22 protein-coding genes are annotated in these 20,916 nt (G+C 32.1%); 10 read left to right on the top strand and 12 right to left on the bottom strand.

Annotated elements, in window-relative coordinates:
* Positions 1–5: 5 nt before the first annotated feature.
* Genes fliI through fliF form a run of 4 tightly spaced genes read right to left on the bottom strand, consistent with a single transcriptional unit; the run spans position 6 to position 4,866 of the window.
* Positions 6–1,385, bottom strand: a complete 1,380-nt coding sequence (fliI, locus tag A9G25_RS00960) for a flagellar protein export ATPase FliI (RefSeq protein ID WP_065625353.1) — start codon at positions 1,383–1,385, stop codon at positions 6–8.
* On the bottom strand, positions 1,381–2,151 hold the full coding sequence (locus A9G25_RS00955) for a flagellar assembly protein FliH (RefSeq protein WP_176701047.1): 771 nt from the start codon (positions 2,149–2,151) through the stop codon (positions 1,381–1,383). The genes fliI and A9G25_RS00955 overlap by 5 nt, the downstream gene beginning before the upstream one ends.
* A complete protein-coding gene (gene fliG / locus A9G25_RS00950; protein WP_065605885.1) occupies positions 2,144–3,142 on the bottom strand; it encodes a flagellar motor switch protein FliG in 999 nt (332 codons plus the stop codon). The genes A9G25_RS00955 and fliG overlap by 8 nt, the downstream gene beginning before the upstream one ends.
* Positions 3,139–4,866: a flagellar basal-body MS-ring/collar protein FliF gene (gene fliF, locus A9G25_RS00945; RefSeq protein ID WP_065625351.1), complete on the bottom strand. Its 1,728-nt coding sequence runs from the start codon at positions 4,864–4,866 to the stop codon at positions 3,139–3,141. The genes fliG and fliF overlap by 4 nt, the downstream gene beginning before the upstream one ends.
* Before the next feature lie 175 nt (positions 4,867–5,041).
* On the opposite strand from fliF, the gene fliE reads away from it, so the two are divergent.
* Together fliE and A9G25_RS00935 are read left to right on the top strand one after the other, a co-directional pair.
* Complete coding sequence (fliE, locus tag A9G25_RS00940; protein WP_065625350.1) at positions 5,042–5,350, top strand: flagellar hook-basal body complex protein FliE; 309 nt, start codon at positions 5,042–5,044, stop codon at positions 5,348–5,350.
* 295 nt (positions 5,351–5,645) lie between these two features.
* Positions 5,646–6,734 carry a hypothetical protein gene (locus A9G25_RS00935; RefSeq protein ID WP_081297088.1) on the top strand — a complete coding sequence of 363 codons (1,089 nt, stop codon included), beginning with the start codon at positions 5,646–5,648 and terminating at the stop codon, positions 6,732–6,734.
* A gap of 17 nt (positions 6,735–6,751) precedes the next feature.
* Here the strand turns inward: A9G25_RS00935 and A9G25_RS12715 are convergent, their stop codons facing one another.
* The 8 genes from A9G25_RS12715 to fliD all read right to left on the bottom strand — a co-directional run bounded on the left by A9G25_RS12715 (position 6,752) and on the right by fliD (position 13,088).
* The gene (locus A9G25_RS12715) at positions 6,752–6,928 is read right to left on the bottom strand and encodes a hypothetical protein (RefSeq protein WP_176701046.1); all 177 of its coding nucleotides are present in this window, start codon (positions 6,926–6,928) and stop codon (positions 6,752–6,754) included.
* Between the two features lie 106 nt (positions 6,929–7,034).
* On the bottom strand, positions 7,035–7,616 hold the full coding sequence (locus tag A9G25_RS00930; protein ID WP_065625348.1) for an anthranilate synthase component II: 582 nt from the start codon (positions 7,614–7,616) through the stop codon (positions 7,035–7,037).
* Positions 7,597–9,105, bottom strand: coding sequence for an anthranilate synthase component I family protein (locus A9G25_RS00925; RefSeq protein ID WP_081297087.1), 1,509 nt, complete (start codon positions 9,103–9,105; stop codon positions 7,597–7,599). Before A9G25_RS00925 ends, A9G25_RS00930 begins: the two co-directional genes overlap by 20 nt.
* The gene (locus A9G25_RS00920) at positions 9,102–9,452 is read right to left on the bottom strand and encodes a hypothetical protein (RefSeq protein WP_065625346.1); all 351 of its coding nucleotides are present in this window, start codon (positions 9,450–9,452) and stop codon (positions 9,102–9,104) included. The genes A9G25_RS00925 and A9G25_RS00920 overlap by 4 nt, the downstream gene beginning before the upstream one ends.
* A gap of 19 nt (positions 9,453–9,471) precedes the next feature.
* A complete protein-coding gene (locus tag A9G25_RS00915; protein WP_065625345.1) occupies positions 9,472–10,350 on the bottom strand; it encodes a DMT family transporter in 879 nt (292 codons plus the stop codon).
* A gap of 554 nt (positions 10,351–10,904) precedes the next feature.
* Entirely contained in the window at positions 10,905–11,252 is a 348-nt protein-coding gene (locus tag A9G25_RS00910; RefSeq protein WP_065625344.1) for a hypothetical protein, read from the bottom strand.
* A 12-nt stretch (positions 11,253–11,264) separates the two neighbouring features.
* Positions 11,265–11,645 carry a flagellar export chaperone FliS gene (gene fliS / locus A9G25_RS00905; protein WP_034909484.1) on the bottom strand — a complete coding sequence of 127 codons (381 nt, stop codon included), beginning with the start codon at positions 11,643–11,645 and terminating at the stop codon, positions 11,265–11,267.
* 9 nt (positions 11,646–11,654) lie between these two features.
* Positions 11,655–13,088, bottom strand: a complete 1,434-nt coding sequence (fliD, locus tag A9G25_RS00900) for a flagellar filament capping protein FliD (protein WP_081297086.1) — start codon at positions 13,086–13,088, stop codon at positions 11,655–11,657.
* Positions 13,089–13,418: 330 nt separating this feature from the next.
* Between fliD and A9G25_RS00895 the strand changes: the two genes are divergently transcribed.
* From A9G25_RS00895 to flgL, 8 genes are all read left to right on the top strand, one after another.
* Positions 13,419–14,231: a flagellin N-terminal helical domain-containing protein gene (locus A9G25_RS00895; protein ID WP_065625342.1), complete on the top strand. Its 813-nt coding sequence runs from the start codon at positions 13,419–13,421 to the stop codon at positions 14,229–14,231.
* 184 nt (positions 14,232–14,415) lie between these two features.
* Positions 14,416–15,132, top strand: coding sequence for an RNA polymerase sigma factor FliA (locus A9G25_RS00890; RefSeq protein ID WP_065625341.1), 717 nt, complete (start codon positions 14,416–14,418; stop codon positions 15,130–15,132).
* A 182-nt stretch (positions 15,133–15,314) separates the two neighbouring features.
* Entirely contained in the window at positions 15,315–15,644 is a 330-nt protein-coding gene (gene flhD, locus A9G25_RS00885) for a flagellar transcriptional regulator FlhD (RefSeq protein ID WP_065625340.1), read from the top strand.
* A gap of 13 nt (positions 15,645–15,657) precedes the next feature.
* Positions 15,658–16,266: a flagellar transcriptional regulator FlhC gene (gene flhC / locus A9G25_RS00880; protein ID WP_065625339.1), complete on the top strand. Its 609-nt coding sequence runs from the start codon at positions 15,658–15,660 to the stop codon at positions 16,264–16,266.
* Positions 16,267–16,317: 51 nt separating this feature from the next.
* On the top strand, positions 16,318–17,205 hold the full coding sequence (motA, locus tag A9G25_RS00875; RefSeq protein ID WP_065590619.1) for a flagellar motor stator protein MotA: 888 nt from the start codon (positions 16,318–16,320) through the stop codon (positions 17,203–17,205).
* Positions 17,205–18,098, top strand: a complete 894-nt coding sequence (gene motB, locus A9G25_RS00870) for a flagellar motor protein MotB (RefSeq protein ID WP_065625338.1) — start codon at positions 17,205–17,207, stop codon at positions 18,096–18,098. The genes motA and motB overlap by 1 nt, the downstream gene beginning before the upstream one ends.
* A gap of 142 nt (positions 18,099–18,240) precedes the next feature.
* Positions 18,241–19,884, top strand: coding sequence for a flagellar hook-associated protein FlgK (gene flgK / locus A9G25_RS00865; RefSeq protein ID WP_065625337.1), 1,644 nt, complete (start codon positions 18,241–18,243; stop codon positions 19,882–19,884).
* A gap of 14 nt (positions 19,885–19,898) precedes the next feature.
* Positions 19,899–20,855 carry a flagellar hook-associated protein FlgL gene (flgL, locus tag A9G25_RS00860; protein WP_065625336.1) on the top strand — a complete coding sequence of 319 codons (957 nt, stop codon included), beginning with the start codon at positions 19,899–19,901 and terminating at the stop codon, positions 20,853–20,855.
* Positions 20,856–20,916 lie beyond the last annotated feature (61 nt).

Here is a 20,916-nt window from a genome sequence, read left to right as displayed (position 1 = left end):
TTTTCCTAACGAGCTAATTGTGGTTCAACAATGGCCGCTAATTGTTGATAAGCATCTTGATAACAGCAATGTTCATTAATACCTTGTTGTAAAAATTTTTGCATGGCAGGATATAGTGTTATTGCTCTGTCTAATAATGGATCTGTACCAGATACATAAGCACCAACATTAATCAAATCACGGTTTCGTTGAAAACTTGAAAATAATTGTTTAAATAATCTAGATTTTTTTTCATCTTCAGTGGCAGTAAGATCAGTCATTACACGACTGATTGAAGCCTCAATATCAATAGCTGGATAATGTCCTGATTCAGCAAGAGATCGAGATAAAACAATGTGTCCATCTAAAATTGCTCGGGCCGAATCTGCAATCGGATCTTGTTGATCATCACCTTCGGTTAATACCGTATAAAATGCAGTAATTGAGCCTTTCCCTTCTTCATCATTGCCAGCTCTTTCAACTAATGCGGGTAACTTTGCAAAGACTGATGGAGGATAACCTTTAGTTGCTGGGGGTTCACCAATTGCTAAAGCAATTTCTCGTTGTGCCATAGCATAACGAGTTAAAGAGTCCATAATCAATAAAACGTTAAAGCCTTTATCACGAAAGTTTTCAGCAATTTTTGTTGCATATGCCGCTCCTTGTAAGCGTAATAATGGCGAAACATCCGCTGGTGCTGCTATAACAACCGCTCGAGCCAATCCTTCTTCGCCTAAAATATTTTCGATAAAGTCTTTAACTTCTCGACCTCGTTCACCAATCAAACCGACAACAATAATATCCGCTTGCGTATAACGAGCCATCATGCCTAGTAAGACACTTTTACCAACCCCTGATCCAGCAAATAAGCCCATTCGTTGCCCTTTGCCAACGGTTAGCAAGGCATTTATAGCTCTGACACCAACATCAAGAACCTGATGAACAGGAGTCCGTTGTAGTGGATTAAGGGATTTATTGGCTAATCCAGCATACTCTATATGCTCAGGTAATGGTTTGTCATCTAAAGGGTTTCCCATAGCATCAACCACTCGACCTAATAATCCCATTCCCATAGGTAATACTTTATGGTTAAAATGTGTTAGATCATATTGCTTAGTATAGACTCGAGCCCCTAATAAAATACCGTCAGTTGATTCAAATGGCATTAAATAAAGTGTTTTATCACTAAATCCAACTACCTCACACTCAACAGGCTCAATTCGACCATCGGTTTGTCGTTCAACCAAGCAGTTAGATCCCAAAGGTAACTTTAGTCCAATAGCTTCTAGCACAAGTCCAGATGCTTTAACCAACCTTCCGTATTGGCGGATTAATGATAATGATTCAAGTTGTTGTGTAGCATGATCAATTTTACTTAACCATTTTGCAGAATATCTCACGTTAATGATTGTCCTCTTTTAGGCTATCAGACATTATTTGCCAGTGTTGCTCGATATTTGCATCAATTTCATTAGTTTCGGTAAATATCTTGCATCCACCCTGTTCTACGTTAGGATCGGCAATAAGTTGCCAATGATATTGACTGATTTCATCATTCAGCATGGGTTCTAACCACAGTAAATCAGCTGGATTTAGGTGCAATGCAATAGGTTCAGACAAAACTGAGCACTGTTCAACTAATGTTTTTATGGTATATATAAGCTGTTTTTGCTTAGCTTTTGGTATCGTGCCTACTGTTTTTTGCGCAGCAATCAATGCTAAATCAAGCAGTTTAGGAACAATTAATTCATCAATTTCGTTGATCGAATTTTGAAAATTGGTTATTAAATTAGCTATAGCTTGAACGGCATTTAATTTTTCTTCATTAAGTTGTTGTTCAATGAACTGGCGCCCTTCTTGCTCACCAATTTGATACCCTTCATCATAACCAGTCTGTTTACCTACATTGAAACCTTCTTGTTGACCTAAATTAAAACCATCCTGATAAGCCTGTTTTTTTACCTCTTCTTTTAACTGCTCTAACTGTTGTGCCTGATTTAATTCTGATTCAATTACAACATTATCTATCTCGGTAGCAGCTAGTTCTGTTTCAGGCTCATCAGTTTCAACGTTTATAGCAACTTCATTTTTACTTAATTTCGGTAATTCGGATAAAGAGAAATCTTGAAAATTTAATGGTTCCCAATTTAATCTATCTGGCCGATTACACATATTCATCATCACCGCTACTTAGGATCACTTCACCACTTTCTGCTAATCGACGAGCAATAGCCAATATTTTTTTCTGTTCGGTTTCAACTTGAGATAAACGCACAGGAGGTCGATTTTCTAAATCTTCACGTAAGATAGATGCCGCTCGCTGTGACATGTTACTCAATAGTTTTTCTCGTAATTCAACTGATGCACCTTTCAACGCAATTATTAATATTTCATTATCGACCTCTTTAAGTAAGCGTTGAATACTTCTATCATCCACTTCGACAAGATTTTCAAACAAGAACATTTCATCAATAATTTTTTGGGTTAACTCTCCATCATAATCACGCAATGCATTAATAACTTGCTCTTCTTGCTGTGTTTTCATTAAGTTAATAATTTCTGCTGCAGTACGTATACCACCAAGATTATTAAGTTTGATATTTTGACCATGTAGTAAAGTCGATAATGAAGTTGAGAGTAATTGAAGCGCAGAAGGCTCTACTCCTCCAAAAGTTGCAATACGTAACATGACATCATTTCGTAATTCATCATCAAATAGATTTAGAATTTCTGCCGCTAAATCACGATTTAGATGAACTAAAATAGTTGCAATAATTTGTGGATGTTCTTTTTTGACCAAATCAACTGCTCTTGTAGCATCGACATAGTTGAGCATTTCAAGGCCATCGGTTGCTTCTTCTTTTCCTGTATCTAATAATTCATCCAGTAAACGTTCAGCTTTTTCACTACCAAGAGATCGACCCAATATTGAACGTAAGTAACCATCTGGATCGGTATTTAAAACAGCGCATTCTTCAAGAGCCACTTGGCACTCGTTAAGTATACCTTTCAACTGTTCTTGAGAAAATTGAGGTAATGACATCATCGCACTACTAATTTGTTGCACTTCTTTATGGTTAAGATGTTGCATAACTTGTGCCGCTAACCCTTCACCTAACACCATTAAAATCGCAGCTACTTTTTGAGATTCACTTAATATCATTGCTCAGTGTCCTCCTTATTTATCCAATTACGAATAATTAGTGCCATTACACGCGGTTCTTTTTCAACAATTTTCCGTATATGCTGTTGTTGTTGCGTATTATCTTCAAATATTTTTTGCTGTTGTTTACTGTGAGCTTTATAATCTAATTTATCGTCTACAGTAGATTGAGATACTAATGATTCTCCATTATCAATAAGGAATTTACGTTGTAATTTTATCCATACCGAACGTAAAACCTTACGCCACGCAAACCATAAAATAATAATATAAATTAGATACTTAGTTACTGTTTTAGCAGAATCATAAAATTCAGGAGTTTTCCAAAATGCCATATTATCGTTGTCATCAAGTGTTTGATCGGTAAATTTCAAATTTGCAACAGTTAAGCTATCACCACGTAAATCAGAAAAACCCATTGCCTGACGGGCTAATGCTTCAATATTTTTCAGTTCATCACTATCTAGTTTTACCCATTGTTCAGTTATGGAAGATGACTTGTTTTTGTCATTGTCATTATCACTGTCAACATCCTCAGATTTAACATTATCTGGCTCGGTTGCAACGAATTTATAATTCACCAAAACAGCAACCGATAAACGTTTAATACGGCCTTCAGGTATTTGACTGTGTATAACCTTTCTATTTACTTCAAAATTAACGGTATTATTTGATTGTAAGCTGTAATTTCCTTGCTTATCGTGTTTTTCGGTCGGTTCTTGTTCATCGATTGGCGCGCTAGATGCTGGTACAGGTTGATTAGACAACGCTCCAGGCACACCACCTACACCATAGCTTTTAGCTGATTGACGATTTTCTACTTGTTGCTTACTGCGAATAGTTTGATTAGCAATATCACTATTAGGGTCATAAGTTTCTGATGTCGATTCTTGTCGACTGAAATCAATATCAGCATTCACTTGTACCTTAACATTATTTTTACCCAGAATTGGGATGATGATTTTTTCTACTCGTTCACGAATATTATTTTCAATTCGATCGCCAAATTCGAGTTGAGCGACATTTGTGTTTCTATCTCGATAGCCTTCACCAGTTAACAAGTGACCATGCTGATCGATAATGGTCACTTTATCTGCTTGTAATTCTGGCACACTACTGGAAATTAAATGGATAATGGCATCGATTTGACCTTGTGATAATGAGCGACCAGGAAATAACGTTAATGCCACCGATGCTGAAGGAGATTTCCTTTCCCTGACAAATAAAGAAGGTTTAGGCATTGCTAAATGCACTCTAGCATCATCAATACTGCTGATGATGGATATTGTTCGGGATAATTCGCCTTCTAAAGCTCGTTGATAATTTATTTGTTCATTGAATTGGCTCATACCAAAACTTTCTTTGTCGAGCAATTCAAAACCAACTGCCCCACCTTTTGGTAAACCCTGCTGAGCAATACGTAATCGGGTATCGTAAACTTTATCTTGCGGAATTAAGATTGTGGAACCAGAAGACGAAAATTGATAAGGAATATTCATCTTATCAAGCTGGCTAATAATTTCACCACCATCTTTATCATTTAAATTACTGAATAAAACTGCATAAGACTCATCTTTAGCCCATAAATAAATAAAACTAATAATGGCTATTATAATTACAGCTGCAATTAACAATGCCATTTTGGTGTTTTGTTTTAGTTGATTTATAAAAGGCAACTTATTTAATATTGATTCACCTTTATTATTGACTGTTTGACTAGCCATTGGCACCCTGACTCTAAACTATTTAGATTAACTCTGTTCGTTATTATCCATGTATTTAAAAAATTCAATGGCGAGAAAAGCGTGCACTTTTTCCCTTACTTATACCCTTTGTTTTTTTATTTATATGTTAAATTTAGCCATACAGTAATAAAAGAGCTAAAAAGCAGTTATCAAAATGAATACAATCAATACATTCAATTCAATTGAGCTAACTAATTTAAATAAATCAACGTCAATTTCCCCAAAAACTCATTTTGCGAATAAAAACTTTGTTTCAGAATTAAAAACCGCTTTAGATCACATCAGTCAAATACAAATACAGGCAAATAATGAAGCTAAAGCTTTTGAAATAGGAGATGCAAATATTTCATTGAATGAAGTAATGGTTAATATGCAAAAATCATCGGTTTCATTGCAGTTTGGCATTCAAGTGCGCAATAAACTGGTTACTGCTTATCAAGAAATTATGAATATGAATGTTTGATTAATGACAGCGAATATAATTCTCATCCCTTAGGTTTTGTATTTTTCCTGCAGCTAACTGTTAATTCTAATCTAAATACGATAGTCAACTTATCGCTCGTTTCAAATTTACAACAAGCGCCGCTCATGTTTTTGATGCTTGTTGTATTGCTAAATATGTTATTTTCTTTATCAACTAATTGGTCAAAATACCTCACGACTTTTGCTATACTTTTCTAAAAAATAACAACATACTGTCATTATTCAATAAAATAATAAATAATACATGAAGGGTTTAAAGTGATAACATTATTTCCTTGAATGAACAACATATCGATTTCCCAACATTAGGGCTACTTACTGTTCTTACTACGCTTGACGGATTTGATATAAAAGATGCAATATATTGTCAGAAAAAGCTTGTTATTTCTGCTAATTTTTATCATAAAAACGGAATGAGTTATAATGTCATATATATCGTTATAGATCTGGATAAAAAAAGTATTCATTATTATCATGAGTTAGATGGAATCCTACCTCAGTTCTTTGTAAGCCCAACAGGTAAGGATTATGTATCTATTACCGTGTATCATCCAGATAAAGACTTAGATATTATATTACCATTATTTGATAGAGAGAATCTTACCTATCCAAAACCCAAGAGACCTATTGTGGGTAATTTTATGGGAATATGTCATAATTTTTCTATATTCCATGATGTTGATATTTTTTCAGATACAAAACCAGATAAATTGATTGCTGTTGAATTTAAAAATGATGATATAAAAAAAACCTATATAAATAAAATTCCGTTTCCCAAAGATAACACATTATTTATTGATTCTTTGAATAATCAAATCCATCTAATTGCCTATGTTGACAATGTTTGGTTACATCGTCAAATTGATGAAATGGGGAGGGAATTACAGTCAAGAAATATAAACATAGGAAAACGTTCCTCTATAATTTGCGTATTGAATTTAAGTTTTACTTATACATCAAATATTTTAGGTATTGATGAAAAAGGTAAATTTTATTTGATTAATGTTTCACCTGAAGGAAAAATAGAACAAAATCTATTGTTTGATATAGAAAGGCAAATTTGTTTTATTTGGGAACCGATAAAAATTGCTGCAGAAACGTTTGTTATCCGATTCACATATGAATTGGGCAATGGATGGATTACAATTCAAAATAATACAATAGCCGAAGTTTTTTTTCAGGAAAGCACAGGTTGCTATATAAATTTACTCACAAAAGAAGTTTTTAAATTATCTACAAAAAAATTAATTATCAGTGATATAGTCAAAATTAAAGATCATAATTATACTGTTGTTTTTTATGAAAAAGAAGAAAGACATGCAAATAACCAAAAATTAATTATTTTAAATCGAAATATTGGTTAAAGTTATTTAATGGCAATTTACATTAGGCTTGCAATTTTTTGGTAATTGCCTATTTTGTTCTGATAATTGACATGTTTACCAATCCACTCTTTAAGTTGGCTATGGCGGGCAATTATCAATTGAGTTAATTGCTGTTGATAGCTAAGAATATTTTTAATATACATTCGAATCAGGTCTTGATGTTGCAATGGCATGTTTTCAATTTCGAAAAATCATCAACCAACATAATACCTTTCGATAATTGAAGGTATTTCGCCTGCCAACTCAACAATAAATCCCAGTTTTCGTCCCTTGCGTTAATCAACATTGATTAACAATATTTCTAAAAAAATTTTCAAAAATATTCATGCCATATTCTGTTGATATACTTTCTGGATGAAATTGCACACCTTCTATCAAATAATTTTTATGCCTTAACCCCATTACATAATTATCATTTAATGACCGAGCAGTAATCACAAGTGGTGTATCAGAAGTAATCAGATTTTCGTCAACAACAAGTGAGTGATATCGAGTGACTAAAAATTCAGATGGTAAATTAGTAAAACACCCTTTCATATCATTTCGAATGAGGGATGTTTTCCCATGTTGTCTACTTATTGCTGGATTTACTGATAAGCCATAATATTCCGCAATAGCTTGCATTCCAAGACAAACTCCAAATATAGGCAAAATTCCCTCTGCTGCACCAAGAATGTCTATATAACAACTTTCAATTGGATGCCCTGGCCCAGGGCCTAAAATAATAGCTTGATAATCTTGCAGTGAAATTAATTCAACTTTATCATTTCTAATAACATCAACATTTATGCCAATATTTTCAATATAGTTTTTAACTATATATATAAAACTATCATACGCATCAATTAATAAAACTTTCACTTGTTAACTCCTTATTAGTAATCGCAAAATATGTTGAACTTAATTTACTTATAGTTTCATTCCATTCGCCTTCATTAGTAGAATCTTCAACAATACCCCCAGAAGCTCTAATTGAGTATTGTCCATCATGATATACGGCTGTTCTAATACATAATGCCGAAATAAGAATATTATTAAAACCTAAGAAACCGATACAACCAGCGTAAACTCCTCTTTCACTTATTTCTGTATCTTCAATTATTTCAATTGCTCTGATTTTAGGCGTTCCAGTCATTGTTCCTGCTGGAAAACTTGCTTCTATAACATCATATTTATCTAATCCCTTTTTTAATTTTGCACTTATATCAGAAACTAAATGAATTACATGCGAATACTCTTCAGTTACTATTAAATCGTTTACCTTCAGTGAGCTTGGTACACAAATTCTTGCTATATCATTACGACAAAGATCTACTAACATAAGATGCTCTGCTTTTTCTTTTTCATCTGACAACAGCTTTTTTCTATTATTTTCTTTAATGGTAGGATCGTTGGAATTTCGTATTGTTCCTGCTATTGGTCTCATTATTACGTCATTATGTTTTGTTAATGTAACAAACATCTCTGGGCTTGCACCAATTATATAAACCCCCTCCGAAGTCTTAAAGAAATACATATAAGGTGATGGATTATACTTTCTAAGCCTTAAATAAACTTGAAAAGGAGGCATATTGGATTTAATAGTTATTTCGTGTCCTAATTGGATTTGATATATATCGCCAATATTAATATGCCCTTTTGCTTTATCAAACCATTTAAAATATAGTTCTTTTTGAACACTGGGAATTGATTGATAATTATAGTTAACATCACAATTATTATCATGTTTAGTAGTATTCAATATTGCTATTAAATTAACTATTTCGCTTTTTTTACTAGTAGGAAACAAATCATTCTTAATATTATTTATTGTCAGCGTTGTTTTATTATCTCTCAAATTTACATTGATAATATTTTGATATAGAGTCATATTGATGTCGGAAAAGCTTTTGTTTCTTGGCATTTTTTGATCTATATCTTCAAAAAAGAAAATTGAGTCATAACCAAAATAACCAAAGAAACCAACTGCAATATCAGCAGGTAATCCTGAATAAGTAATTGAAAAAATGCTCTCAATTGCTCTAAATATCGAAATTACATCACTATTATTTATAATTTCAATTTGTTCATTTTTAATCGAATATGATTGAATTAACTCATGATTTAATATTTTTTTCACTAATAATTCATTACCAGTAATAGAAACTTTCCTGTTTTTAACTAAAATACTAATAATAGGATTGAAACCAATTATTGATTGTGTACAGTCTTTTTCTGGTCCGCTCATTGACTCCAAGACGATGATTTCTTCTTCCTTATATTTTTTTCTCAGTGATTCATAAATATCTATTGGACTATGTATTGATTCTAGATTACAGGTACTGCTTTCTATTTCTATTTTACTGTTCATAATTGAGATTCCTTAAACATTAATTGTTCTCTTTCATTGTAATAATTGTTTTTTAATAGTTCATAATTAACTGACTTACAAATTTCAACTAACCGTTCAATCATTTGCTCTAAAGCAACAATTTCTTCTAAATCTGCTGTATTTTTCGTTTCTTCATCTCCATGAATTAGAACAGGAAAACCTGAACCCGGTATAATCATTCGATTTAATAAAATATTATTAATTATTTGGTCATGAGCATGACCAAGGTGATACTTTCTTCCTACAATTATGCAACTTGCTATCTCTGAAACACTTGAAGTAACACCGAAACGTCTTTCAGATGAAGAAATAATAATGCCTTTCATTACATTCATCTCCTTACTTTTATTTGATTTTATTAATGGAAATAACGCAAAATATAACAATACACATACCGATTACATCAAATAATCCAATTGACTCTTTTAAGAAAAAATAACCGCAAATCATTGTAATAAAGGGGCCAATATTATTTATGATTGCAGTAGTTGCTGCACCGCTGTGTTTAACACCATACATCATGAAAAACGATGGTATGACAGTAGAAACAATGGCTAATAAAAATGGGTATTTAAAATTATTGATTGATGGTAGGTTATTTATTGTTCCTGATACTTCAAATATCATTGGAATTAGAGAAAGCAAACAAGCTACAATCATGACCTGTGAATTGAAGATAATAAATCCTATCTTTTTCATCACTTCACCACTTATTATAAGATACGTAGCATAGGTAATAGCGCTTAAAGCTATTAATAATGGACCAATGTAATGAACATTTTTATCAATTAAAACTTGATTACTGACGAATGCAATTGAAACACCAATCCAAGAAAAAAAAGATAGGATATAAACTTTTTTACTAAATTTATTTTTCATGAAAATAACAGATATAAAAAGAACGAATATAGGTATGGTGAAAAGAATAATTCTTTCTATATTAACTGATGTATAAACCAAACCGGTTATATCACTATAGCTTGATATATAATATAAAAAGCCACATAGAAAAATCTTGAGCTTAATTTGAATGCTCGTTTTTATTAAATTATCTTTAAATAATAAAAATGCTACAAAGAAAAATGGAATTGAAAAGATCATTCTGAAAAACATTAATGAAATTGAAGTTATCCCATCAAAGTAGGCTAGTTTTATAAAAATTGATTTCAAAGAAAAACCAAATACACCAATTAATATAGCTACAACTGAATAATTACCTTTCACAAATGCACCATTGAACTAGTTTACTAGTACAACAATGCTACACCTATTTTATCAATTTACAATATTTTTTTGACGTGAAATGATCCTAACCAAAAAAGTGGACAAAAGTCGCCTCTATGATATAAACAAAATTATAGGAGAAAAATATCATGATCAGAAAATTTAGTGTTGAATTCAAATGACAATCAATCGATTATGTGTTATCTCATGCTCACCTTTCTATAAGTAAACTTACCAACCACTTAGTAATAAAAAAATAAACCCTAGATAAATGGATTAAGCAACGAATCGCAAATAAAACTAACCGTCGAGAGCTAACGGCTTAGCAATAGATGATTATTGCGTTAGAAAAAGAAATTAAAGAACTGAAAATGGCTAATAACATATTAAAAAATGAGCATATGTACTTTACCAGTTTCTCAAATGACTGTAAACAATGCGAGGAATTTCTACAACTTAATTAGTTTAAATCGAAATATTGGTTAAAGTTATTTAATGGCAATTTTGCTTGAATCTTATCTATAAATAAGATTCAAGCAAATCGATTCACCAATTTACATTAAGCTGGCAATTTTTTTGTAGTTTTCTACTTTGTTTTGATAATCAACATGTTTACCTATTAAACCTCTAAGCTGAGTATGACGAGCAATTATCAATTGAGTTAGTTGTTGTTGATAGCTAAGAATATTTTTAATATACATTCGAACAATATCTTGATGTTGCAACGGTAAGTTTTCAATTTTTGCAAAATCATCAACCAACATAATACCTTTCGATAATTGAAGGTATTTCGCCTGCCAACTCAATAACAAATCCCAGTTTTCATCCTGTGCATTAATTAACATTTGTTCAACAACATAGTTGAATTGTTCGTATTGTTCTAATAAATTATTTCCTTGCATAATCATCCTTTTTTACTTAGCAATCTCACGCCACGACTCAGCAATATTGTTAAGTAAATCGAAACAAGTCTGTAATTTTTCTTGATCATTATGCAAATTAGCCAATAACAATTGTTGGCTAATATAGTGATATAAACGATCTAAATTTTCAGCAATTTCACCGCCTTTTTCTAAATCTAGACAGCTTTTAAGGCCATTATCAACAATATTAATCGCTTTAGAAATTGCGTTACCTTTACCAACAATATTACCTTTTTGAATATATAAGCTAGCCAATTTAATTGCATTAAGTGCTCCATCAAATAATAAAACAATCAATTGATGGGGGGATGCTTGGCTAATACGCGTTTCTAAATTCACTTGCTCGTAAGCATGAGATCCCATTTTATACATTACTATTCTCTATTTTTTTAAATTTGCCATCATATCAAATTGGGTAGTTAAATAATTACTCATACTATCTAATGAGTTGATTAAAATATCCAATTTAGTAAATTGAACTCGGTAACGCTCAATAGTTTGCTCAATAGAACTGCTTACTTGTTCATGCCGTTTATCTAATGATTTTAAGGTAGAATTTAAGCCATTGGTTGCTGAATCAATCATACCATCACTATCAATAAATCCACTCACTTTAGCAAAAACTTCATTAGCAATACCTGTGTTTTTACCATCACCAGTAAATAATATTGCCACCGCTTCACTGTTTTCACTCAGTGCCTTTTGTAGCTCGTTTTCTTTAATCGTTAACATGCCACTTTTGTCCATGTTAATGCCGATTTGAGCTAAAACAGAAAATTCCCCATCCTGGCCTTTGGCAAATATTGAGCGGATGCTTTGATCTATATTACGTAATGTTGAATCCCCAATAAGTGGACCATTATTGCTATTTAGTTCTTTTGAATTTGTCTCTTCTGCGGTGAATTTTGTTAACGTTGATATTGTTGTTTGTAATTGATTAAATGCCTCGACCCATTCTTTAATGGCTTCTTCCACTTTTTCATTATCCGCTGTTATAGCAAGATTCTGACTAATTGTTGTAGTCTGTTTTAATGTAATATCCACACCTTGAACCACATCTTTAACAGTATTAGTATTACTGGTTATGGCAATACCATTAAAGGAAAATTTAGCATCTTGCGCTTTTGCAACTTCAGTCATATGGCTATTGTTTGGTTGATTAATATCAAATCCAATAACATTATTTAACATTTCGTCATCTGATGAAATAGAAGTAATGCTTTGTTGTTCACCTGTTTCTTTCGATGTGATAACTAATTGATAACCATCTGCTCCAGAACGAATAACAGTAGCATTCATTGTTGAAGGACTGGTTGTTCCATCTTCATTAGTAACTTTGGCATTATTAATGGCATTTGCTATTGATTCTAAAGATGTCTCATCCTGAGATAAGGTTACACCAAGTTTTTGACCATTCGCTTGTTCAATGGTAATAGTTCGCGTTTGATTATTATTACCTAACTTAGCATTTTTATCATTGATCGTCGATGTAGCAATACCATGAGATGTCGCTAATTGATCAACTGTCACTGTATAATTACCTAATGCTGCTTTGCTATTTGCTTTTACCGAAAAATAATTGTCATTTCCTGTTGCTATTCGGCTTTGAAAAAGCTCTTTTTTTTGAAGTTTTTCCGTTGCAGTATTAAATGTTGTTAATGCACTTTTTAATTTACCAAAACCACTAATTTTAGCATTAATTGCTTTTTGTTGCGTTGTAATTGGGGTTAAACGTGTTTTTTCGGCCACTTCTAGTTGATCTAAAATACCATTAAGATCGATTCCAGAACCAATGCCTAATGCGCTCATTGCCATGATTTAATCTACCTATAACAATTATTCAATATTATTTATATCGGCTGACAATTAAAAAAATTTAGTCTTTTTTTAAATATTTATCTGATAAATTGATAACAATCTATTTTTTTGAATAAAAAATCATTGGGAAATTATCTAAAAAAATAACACTATGATTTATTTAATAATATCTGTTTAATTTGCAACTAAACTGCTGCTATAAAAAAAATAATCATCAAAAATATTAAAGTTCCCTGTTTTGTTACCGATAAGTTATTTGTCAGCAAGAATATTGAATTAAATTTAAATATCTTGTTGATTTTAATATTTATATTATTGGAGATAAAAATGGCACAAGTAATTAATACAAATACAATGTCTTTAATGGCAAAAAATAACCTTAACAATTCTCAAAGCGTTCTTAGTACTTCTATTGAGCGCCTTTCATCAGGTATGCGTATTAATAGCGCAAAAGATGATGCAGCAGGCCAAGCAATTGCTAACCGTTTTTCATCAAACATCAAAGGATTAACACAAGCTGCTCGTAATGCAAATGATGGCATTTCACTTGCACAAACTACTGAAGGTGCATTAAACGAAATCAACAACAACGTACAACGTATTCGTGAATTAACTGTTCAAGCGGCAAATGGCACCAACTCTGAAAGTGATTTAGTTTCAATTCAAAATGAGATTGATCAACGTTTAGATGAAATTGATCGTGTTTCAAAACAAACTGACTTCAATGGTTCTAAAGTATTATCTGAAGATAAAACACTTAAAATTCAAGTAGGTGCAAATGACGGCGAAACCATTGAAATCAATTTAAAAAAAATTGATAGTACTGAACTTGGTTTAAATGCATTTAACGTATCTAATTCACCAACAGAAGATCCATTAAAAACAATTGATGCTGCATTATCAAAAATTGATGCATTAAGAGGGCAACTAGGTGCGGTACAAAACCGTTTCGAATCAACTGTAACTAATATCAATAATACTGTCAATAATTTAAGCTCTGCACGCAGCCGTATTGAAGATGCTGATTATGCAACAGAAGTATCAAACATGACTCGAGGCCAAATTTTACAACAAGCAGGTACTTCAGTATTAGCACAAGCTAACCAAGTGCCTCAATCTGTGCTTTCTTTATTACAATAATTCTATTTTGATTTTTAGTTATTTTAACTCTGTCATATAGTCATGATAGCCATAACGGCATTTTATAATACTGTTATGGCTAATAATGATAATTAGCCATTTTTTAGCCCTTTATTCTAACCATTAAATTTGCTAACCATCGTCATAATACTGTCAATCATTTTTCTTTACATTGGTTCAAAAAATGAATGATAGCTTATATAACTCACACGGTGTAATAAACCAAATTGATTGGCAACAATATATTCATTTAGTGCGTAATGAAGCTTTAAAATTAGCTGTCCGTTTACCTACAACGATCGAACTTGATGATTTGTTACAAGTTGGCTATATCGGTTTATTAGACACTATAAAACGTTATGACTCATCTCAAGGTAATACTTTTGCTACATTTGCCATACCAAGAATTAAAGGTGCAATGCTTGATGAACTACGTAACCGTGATTGGTTACCAAGACAAACTCGTAAAAAAATTAAAGATGTTACAACAGCAATTAATGAATTAGAACAGAAGTTAGGTATAACCCCTAGTGATTATCAGATTGCTAAATACTTAAAATTACCTATAAGCGAATACCGAAAAATTTTATTAGATTCAAATAATAGCCAAATATGTTCGTATGATGAAATTCATAAAAAACTGGGTGACAACATTGATACCATTATTAAATGTGATGAAGATAATAATCCTTTTTCAGCGATAATAGATGAGGAAATTCGTAACACAATTATTCAACAAATAGAAAGACTACCAGAAAAGGAAAAACTTGTTTTATCACTTTATTACCAAGAAGATCTCAATTTAAAAGAGATTGGTAAAGTAATGAATATCAGCGAATCAAGAGTAAGCCAATTACATAGCCAAGCTATTAAAAGAATACAAAGTAAAGTTAATTTTTAGAAAACATAAAAAGACAATTAAAATAAAGTGTAATTAAAAGAAAAAATAATTGAAATTATTTTTTTATTGACCTTTTGCATTTAAAAATGTAATTTTAAGCAAAAAAAAACTAAGATACTTTAATTTTACTAACTGTTCGTTTTTTTATACGAAACAAAAACAAATATGAATTGGTGACTAAATTGGGAAATTTATTAGATGACGATATTCTTAAATGTATACATCATTTGAATCTATCAACACTACTATTAAGCCAGAAAATGATTGAAAAAGATAAAGTTATGGCAATGTATCGATTAGGTATTGACGAAGAAACTGCAGACATACTTAGCCGTTTAAACACATCTCAAATGTTGATTCTATCAGAAACAAATCAATTAGCTTTTCAGTTACGATTTGAAAATGCTGAAATGATGAAAAAACTTACTGAAGAATCTCGCGTTGGAGATATTAAACAGATGCATACAGGAATTCTTTTATCAAGTTTGCTATTAGATTCAATCAATAAGTAGCTAAGGAACTAAAATGACAAGTACAAGTATTATTCAAAAATATGAGGAAACTCAACTCGCTATCAAATTGATTTCCCTGGGTGGAAGAATTCAAATGCTAGAAAGTGAAACCAACTTAAGTCGAAATAAACTTATAAAGCTTTATAAAGAGATTCAAGGCTGTCCTCCACCTAAAGGTTTATTACCATTTTCAACCTCGTGGTTTATGACATGGGAACCTAATATCCATGCGAGCATTTTTTATAACGCATACTCTTATTTAGTTAAAAATGGTCTAAAATCAGGCATTCAAACTATCTTAAAAGCCTATCAACTTTATTTAGAGCAATGCCAATTTTCATCACATAAGGATAAACCTGTTTTAGGATTAACCAGAGCTTGGATATTAGTCAAATTTGTCGAAAAGAAAATAATGCAACAGTCATGTTGTAACACATGTCGTGGACGTTTTATTACACACGCTTATCATCCGCAAAATACTTTTACATGCAGTTTATGTCAGCCTCCATCAAGGGCAGATAAGAATAATAAAACACAAAAAGAAAACAACGAAAAATGCATGAAAGTGTTATCGAAACCAAGTTATTTAAATTTATCAGTTGCCAAACAGATCACTGCTTAAATAAATATTAAAGCAATTCAGCCGTTATTTTATGGAGAAAGAAGAAAGTCAATGCTAATAGTTATAGGATATATCGTAGTGATCGCTTCGGCGCTACTTGGCTATGTACTCAGTGGTGGTTATTTAGCCGTACTATTTCAGCCACTCGAATTGCTGATTATTGGTGGTGCTGCAATAGGCGCTTTTATTGTTAGTAATGAACAAAAAACAATAAAAGCCACACTTAAGTCTTTAGGTCAATTGTTTAAAACATCCAAATATAATAAGAATCTATATTTAACACTCATTAATTTTATGTATACCATTTTGACGAAGATTCGCCAAAGTGGAGGGCTGTCCATTGAATCAGATATTGATAACCCGCATGAAAGTGAATTATTTAAACAATATCCACTTATTTTAGCTAATCCAAGAATTTGTGATTTTATCACTGATTACTTACGTCTTATGATTAGTGGCAATATGGATGTATTTGAAATAGAAACACTGATGAGTGAAGAAATTGAAACATTTGTCCACGAACTTGAAAAACCTGTAGATGCCATTTCAGGAATTGGTGATGGCCTACCTGCATTTGGGATCGTCGCTGCTGTAATGGGCGTAATTAATACACTTGCTCAAGCTGATAGACCAGCAAGTGAACTCGGTGAGCTTATCGCTCATGCTATGGTTGGGACTTTTTTAGGAATTTTGCTTGCTTATGGTTTTGTTTCGCCATTAGCTGCTTTATTAAAACAAAGAAACGCCGATACAGTGAAAGTTCTAGAATGTACCAAAGTAATACTTATTGCCAGCATGCATGATTATGCGCCACAAATTTGTATTGAATTTGGGCGAAAAACGTTATTTTCTCATGAAAGGCCATCATTCTTTGAATTAGAAAAATACATACAAGAAGTTAAAGACAAAAAATCTAATCCAAATGAAAATAAAGAATAATGAAAGATAAATCTGTAAGAATAATTATAAAGAAAAAATCAGGGCATGGTGGTGGACATCATGGCGGTTCGTGGAAAATCGCTTATGCCGACTTTATGACCGCAATGATGGCACTATTTTTAGTCATGTGGTTAATTTCTACATCTACCCCTCAGGAATTGAAAGGGATTGCTGAATACTTTAGAACCCCTTTAATTCTTGGCTACAATAGCGGTAAAAATATTAGCGATAGTGAAAGTCCGATTCCTGGTGGCGGTGATGATGTTAGTAAACAACTTGGTGAAGAAAAAAGCTATCATTTTACCCTATCACAAAATGAAGTTGAGAAACAGCAACTTGAAAAAATACAGATGATTGAAGCGGCACGTAAAATTTATGATATTTTTGAAATTGATGAACGTCTAAAGAAATTAGCACCTAATCTTATTATTGAATTAACTGAAATGGGGTTACGGATTCAAATTTTAGCTTCAGATGATAAACCCATGTTTGATGTTGGTAGTACAACCATTGATCCTAATATGCAAGAAATTCTGCATGCATTAGCGCCGATTATCAATTCCTTACCAAATAAAATCACCTTGTCAGGCCATACTGATGAACGCCAATATACAACAGGTGATAGAGGATATAGCAATTGGGAACTATCTGCAGATAGAGCTAATTCATCAAGAAGGGAGCTTATAGCTGGTGGATTAGACTCAAATAAAATTATTCGAATTATTGCACTTGCCGATACAGTGAATTTAAACAATCCTAACTATAGTAAAGATGCTAATCGCCGTATCAGTATCTTAATTTTGAATAAAATAGCACAACAATATATTGAAGAAGAAAATAACATGACCGGAACCGATTTTTTAAGACAATCACAACAGACCAAATCAGAATAAATTCATTTTTTCAAAAATGAATTTATTTGAAAACTTTTTTAAAACACGCACAACAATTATTAAAGTTTTCTGAATTTAACCCGATATAAAAAAGACTTATTTTAATTGATATTATGAACTCAAACTATATTGAGAGGATTTTATGGCGAATTCATTAATGAATACTGGTATTAGTGGGTTAAATGCAGCACAAAATATGCTGAATGTAATAAGCAATAATATTAGTAATGCTCATACAACTGGTTACAATCGTCAACAACAAATTTTACGCCAAGCAAATGGAACTCAGCATAGTTTTGGGTTTGTCGGTAACGGTGTTTGTGTATCATCTGTTAATCGCGCTTTTAATAATTTTGTTGTAGGACAACTACGGCAATCACAATCACAAAATGGTTCTATCAAAGCTTATTATAATGAATTATCTAAAGTAGATAATCTGTTAGCAGAGAATGACAATAGTATTTCATCTCAAATTAATAATCTTTTTGCCAGTTTAAATAAACTTGCATCCAATGCTAGTGATGCATCGACAAAACAAACTGTTATTAGTGATCTGACATCTTTAACTAGCCAATTTAATAAAACAGAAACAAATTTAAAGAACCAAATTGCCAACGTTAATACTGAATTAAATAGTAATGTTGATAAAGTTAATACCTATACTCAACAAATTGCCGAACTTAATCAAAAAATATCACAACTACAGTCGGTAGGCGGTGGAAACGAACCTAATGCATTACTTGACCAACGCGATCAGTTAGTCAATGAATTAAGCGAAATCATTGGCATTACCGTTACTGAACAAAATGGACAATATAATCTTTCGCTTGCTAATGGTTTAAATTTAGTTCAAGGTTCTTCTATTAACTTATTATCGGTACAACCTTCAACAGATGATCCTTCGTTAAATACTATTATTTATACTCATCCTTCAGGCGCAACACAAGAATTGACAAGCCAAAACATTACATCAGGTACGTTACACGGCTTATTAACCTTTCGTGATGGACCATTAACCGAAGCCCGCAATCAACTAGGCTTAATTGCATTAAATTTAGCAGAACGTTTTAATGAAGTGCATATGTCAGGTATTGATATTAATGGTAATCAAGGTGAAAAGTTGTTTGATTACAATCATCCTAGTTGTGTCACAAATACTAAAAACCAAGGTAATGCTTCAGCCAAAATTGAGTTTAATGCTTTGAGTGAAGTAAAAGCTTCTGATTATAAAATAGAATTTGATGGTAATAATTGGATTGTCACAAGATTATCTGATCATCAGCTAATTACTCCTGAAATCAAAGATGGTAAATTGTTTTTTGATGGACTGGCCATTGAGATAAGTGGTAATGCGGTTAGTGGAGATTCGTTTATCATAAAACCTGTTGCTGATATTGCTTCGTCATTACAACTGCTAGTGAAAGATGTAAATAAACTAGCAACAGGTATTAACGATGAAGAAAATGGTGCTGGTGATAATCGCAATGTAACCAAATTATTAGAAATCCAACATGAAAAACTTGTTAATGGTACAACAACATTAAAAAGTGCTTATACCCGCTTAACTAACTACATTGGTAGTGAAACTCAAACAGCAAAAATTTCTGCTCAATCAAGCAAAAATATAACTCAGCAACTTTATGAGCAAAATCAATCGATTTCAGGGGTTAATATTGAAGAAGAGTATATCTCTATGCAGGTTTATATGCAGTATTACCAAGCAAATGCCAAAGTGATTGATGCGGCAACAACACTATTTGATACCATTTTAGGTTTAACCAAATGATTAAAGGATAAAAAATGCGCCTTAGCACAAACTCAATTTATCAAAAAAACTTAAACAGTATTTTAAACACCAACAGTAAATGGCAAAAATCGGGGTTGCATTTGGCAACAGGTAAAAAGATTTTAACTCCTTCTGATGATCCAATGGGAGCATCACAATCATTAATAATAAAGCAAGCGCAAGCACAAAATGAACAGTTTCAAGCAACACGCGAAAATGCCGATAAATCACTTAGTCGCCAAGATACGATCTTATCGGAAGCCAATACTGTTATCCAAACAATTCAGGAAACATTGGTCTATGCATCAAATGAAACCTTAAATGAAGAAAATAGACTCGATCTTGCTAATAAATTACAAAGTTTAAAAGATCAACTTTTATCATTAGCTAATGCAAAAGACACTAATGGTAACTATCTTTTTGCTGGTAAGAAAAACGATACACCTCCTTTTGTAATGAATGAATCAGGTGAAGTGAGTTACGTAGGCGGTACAACTTCTATCAATGTATTAATCGATGACTCGCGAGAAGTATCGCTAAGTTTTACAGGTATTCAAGTATTTATGACTGGTTCAAATGTTAAAGAATCTGATGGTTCACCAGCAGAAAGTAACATATTTGCAAGTATTGATTATGCAATTGAGGCATTAAAAATAGATCTAGATTATGATAATGATGATACCCTTGAACAATTTAGATCTGGATTGTCAAAAGCTCGTCATGGAGTAGACAATTCTTTTAATAATATTTCGACACTTAGAGCAGAAGGTGGCTCGGTATTATCCGAAATTGACAGATTAACCACATTGGGGAAAACATTAGATATTGAATTTCAAACTCAAATCAGCCAACTTGAAGACGTCGATTGGTACGAAGCCATTTCAGAATATGTAATGCTACAAGCTAATTTACAAGCTGCACAATATACCTTTATGACTATGCAAAGTATGTCACTGTTTCAAATGAAATAAAGTTTTGTAACCTAATTTTATTTAAGCAATGTTTTTACCCTAAGTTGTGAATCGACTCAAA

The sequence above is a fragment of the Gilliamella sp. Bif1-4 genome, from assembly GCF_001690535.1.
In the GTDB taxonomy this organism is placed as follows: Bacteria; Pseudomonadota; Gammaproteobacteria; order Enterobacterales; family Orbaceae; genus Gilliamella; species Gilliamella bombi.
Note: the sequence above shows the minus strand (reverse complement) of the source record. Positions and strands in the feature narration are given on the sequence as shown.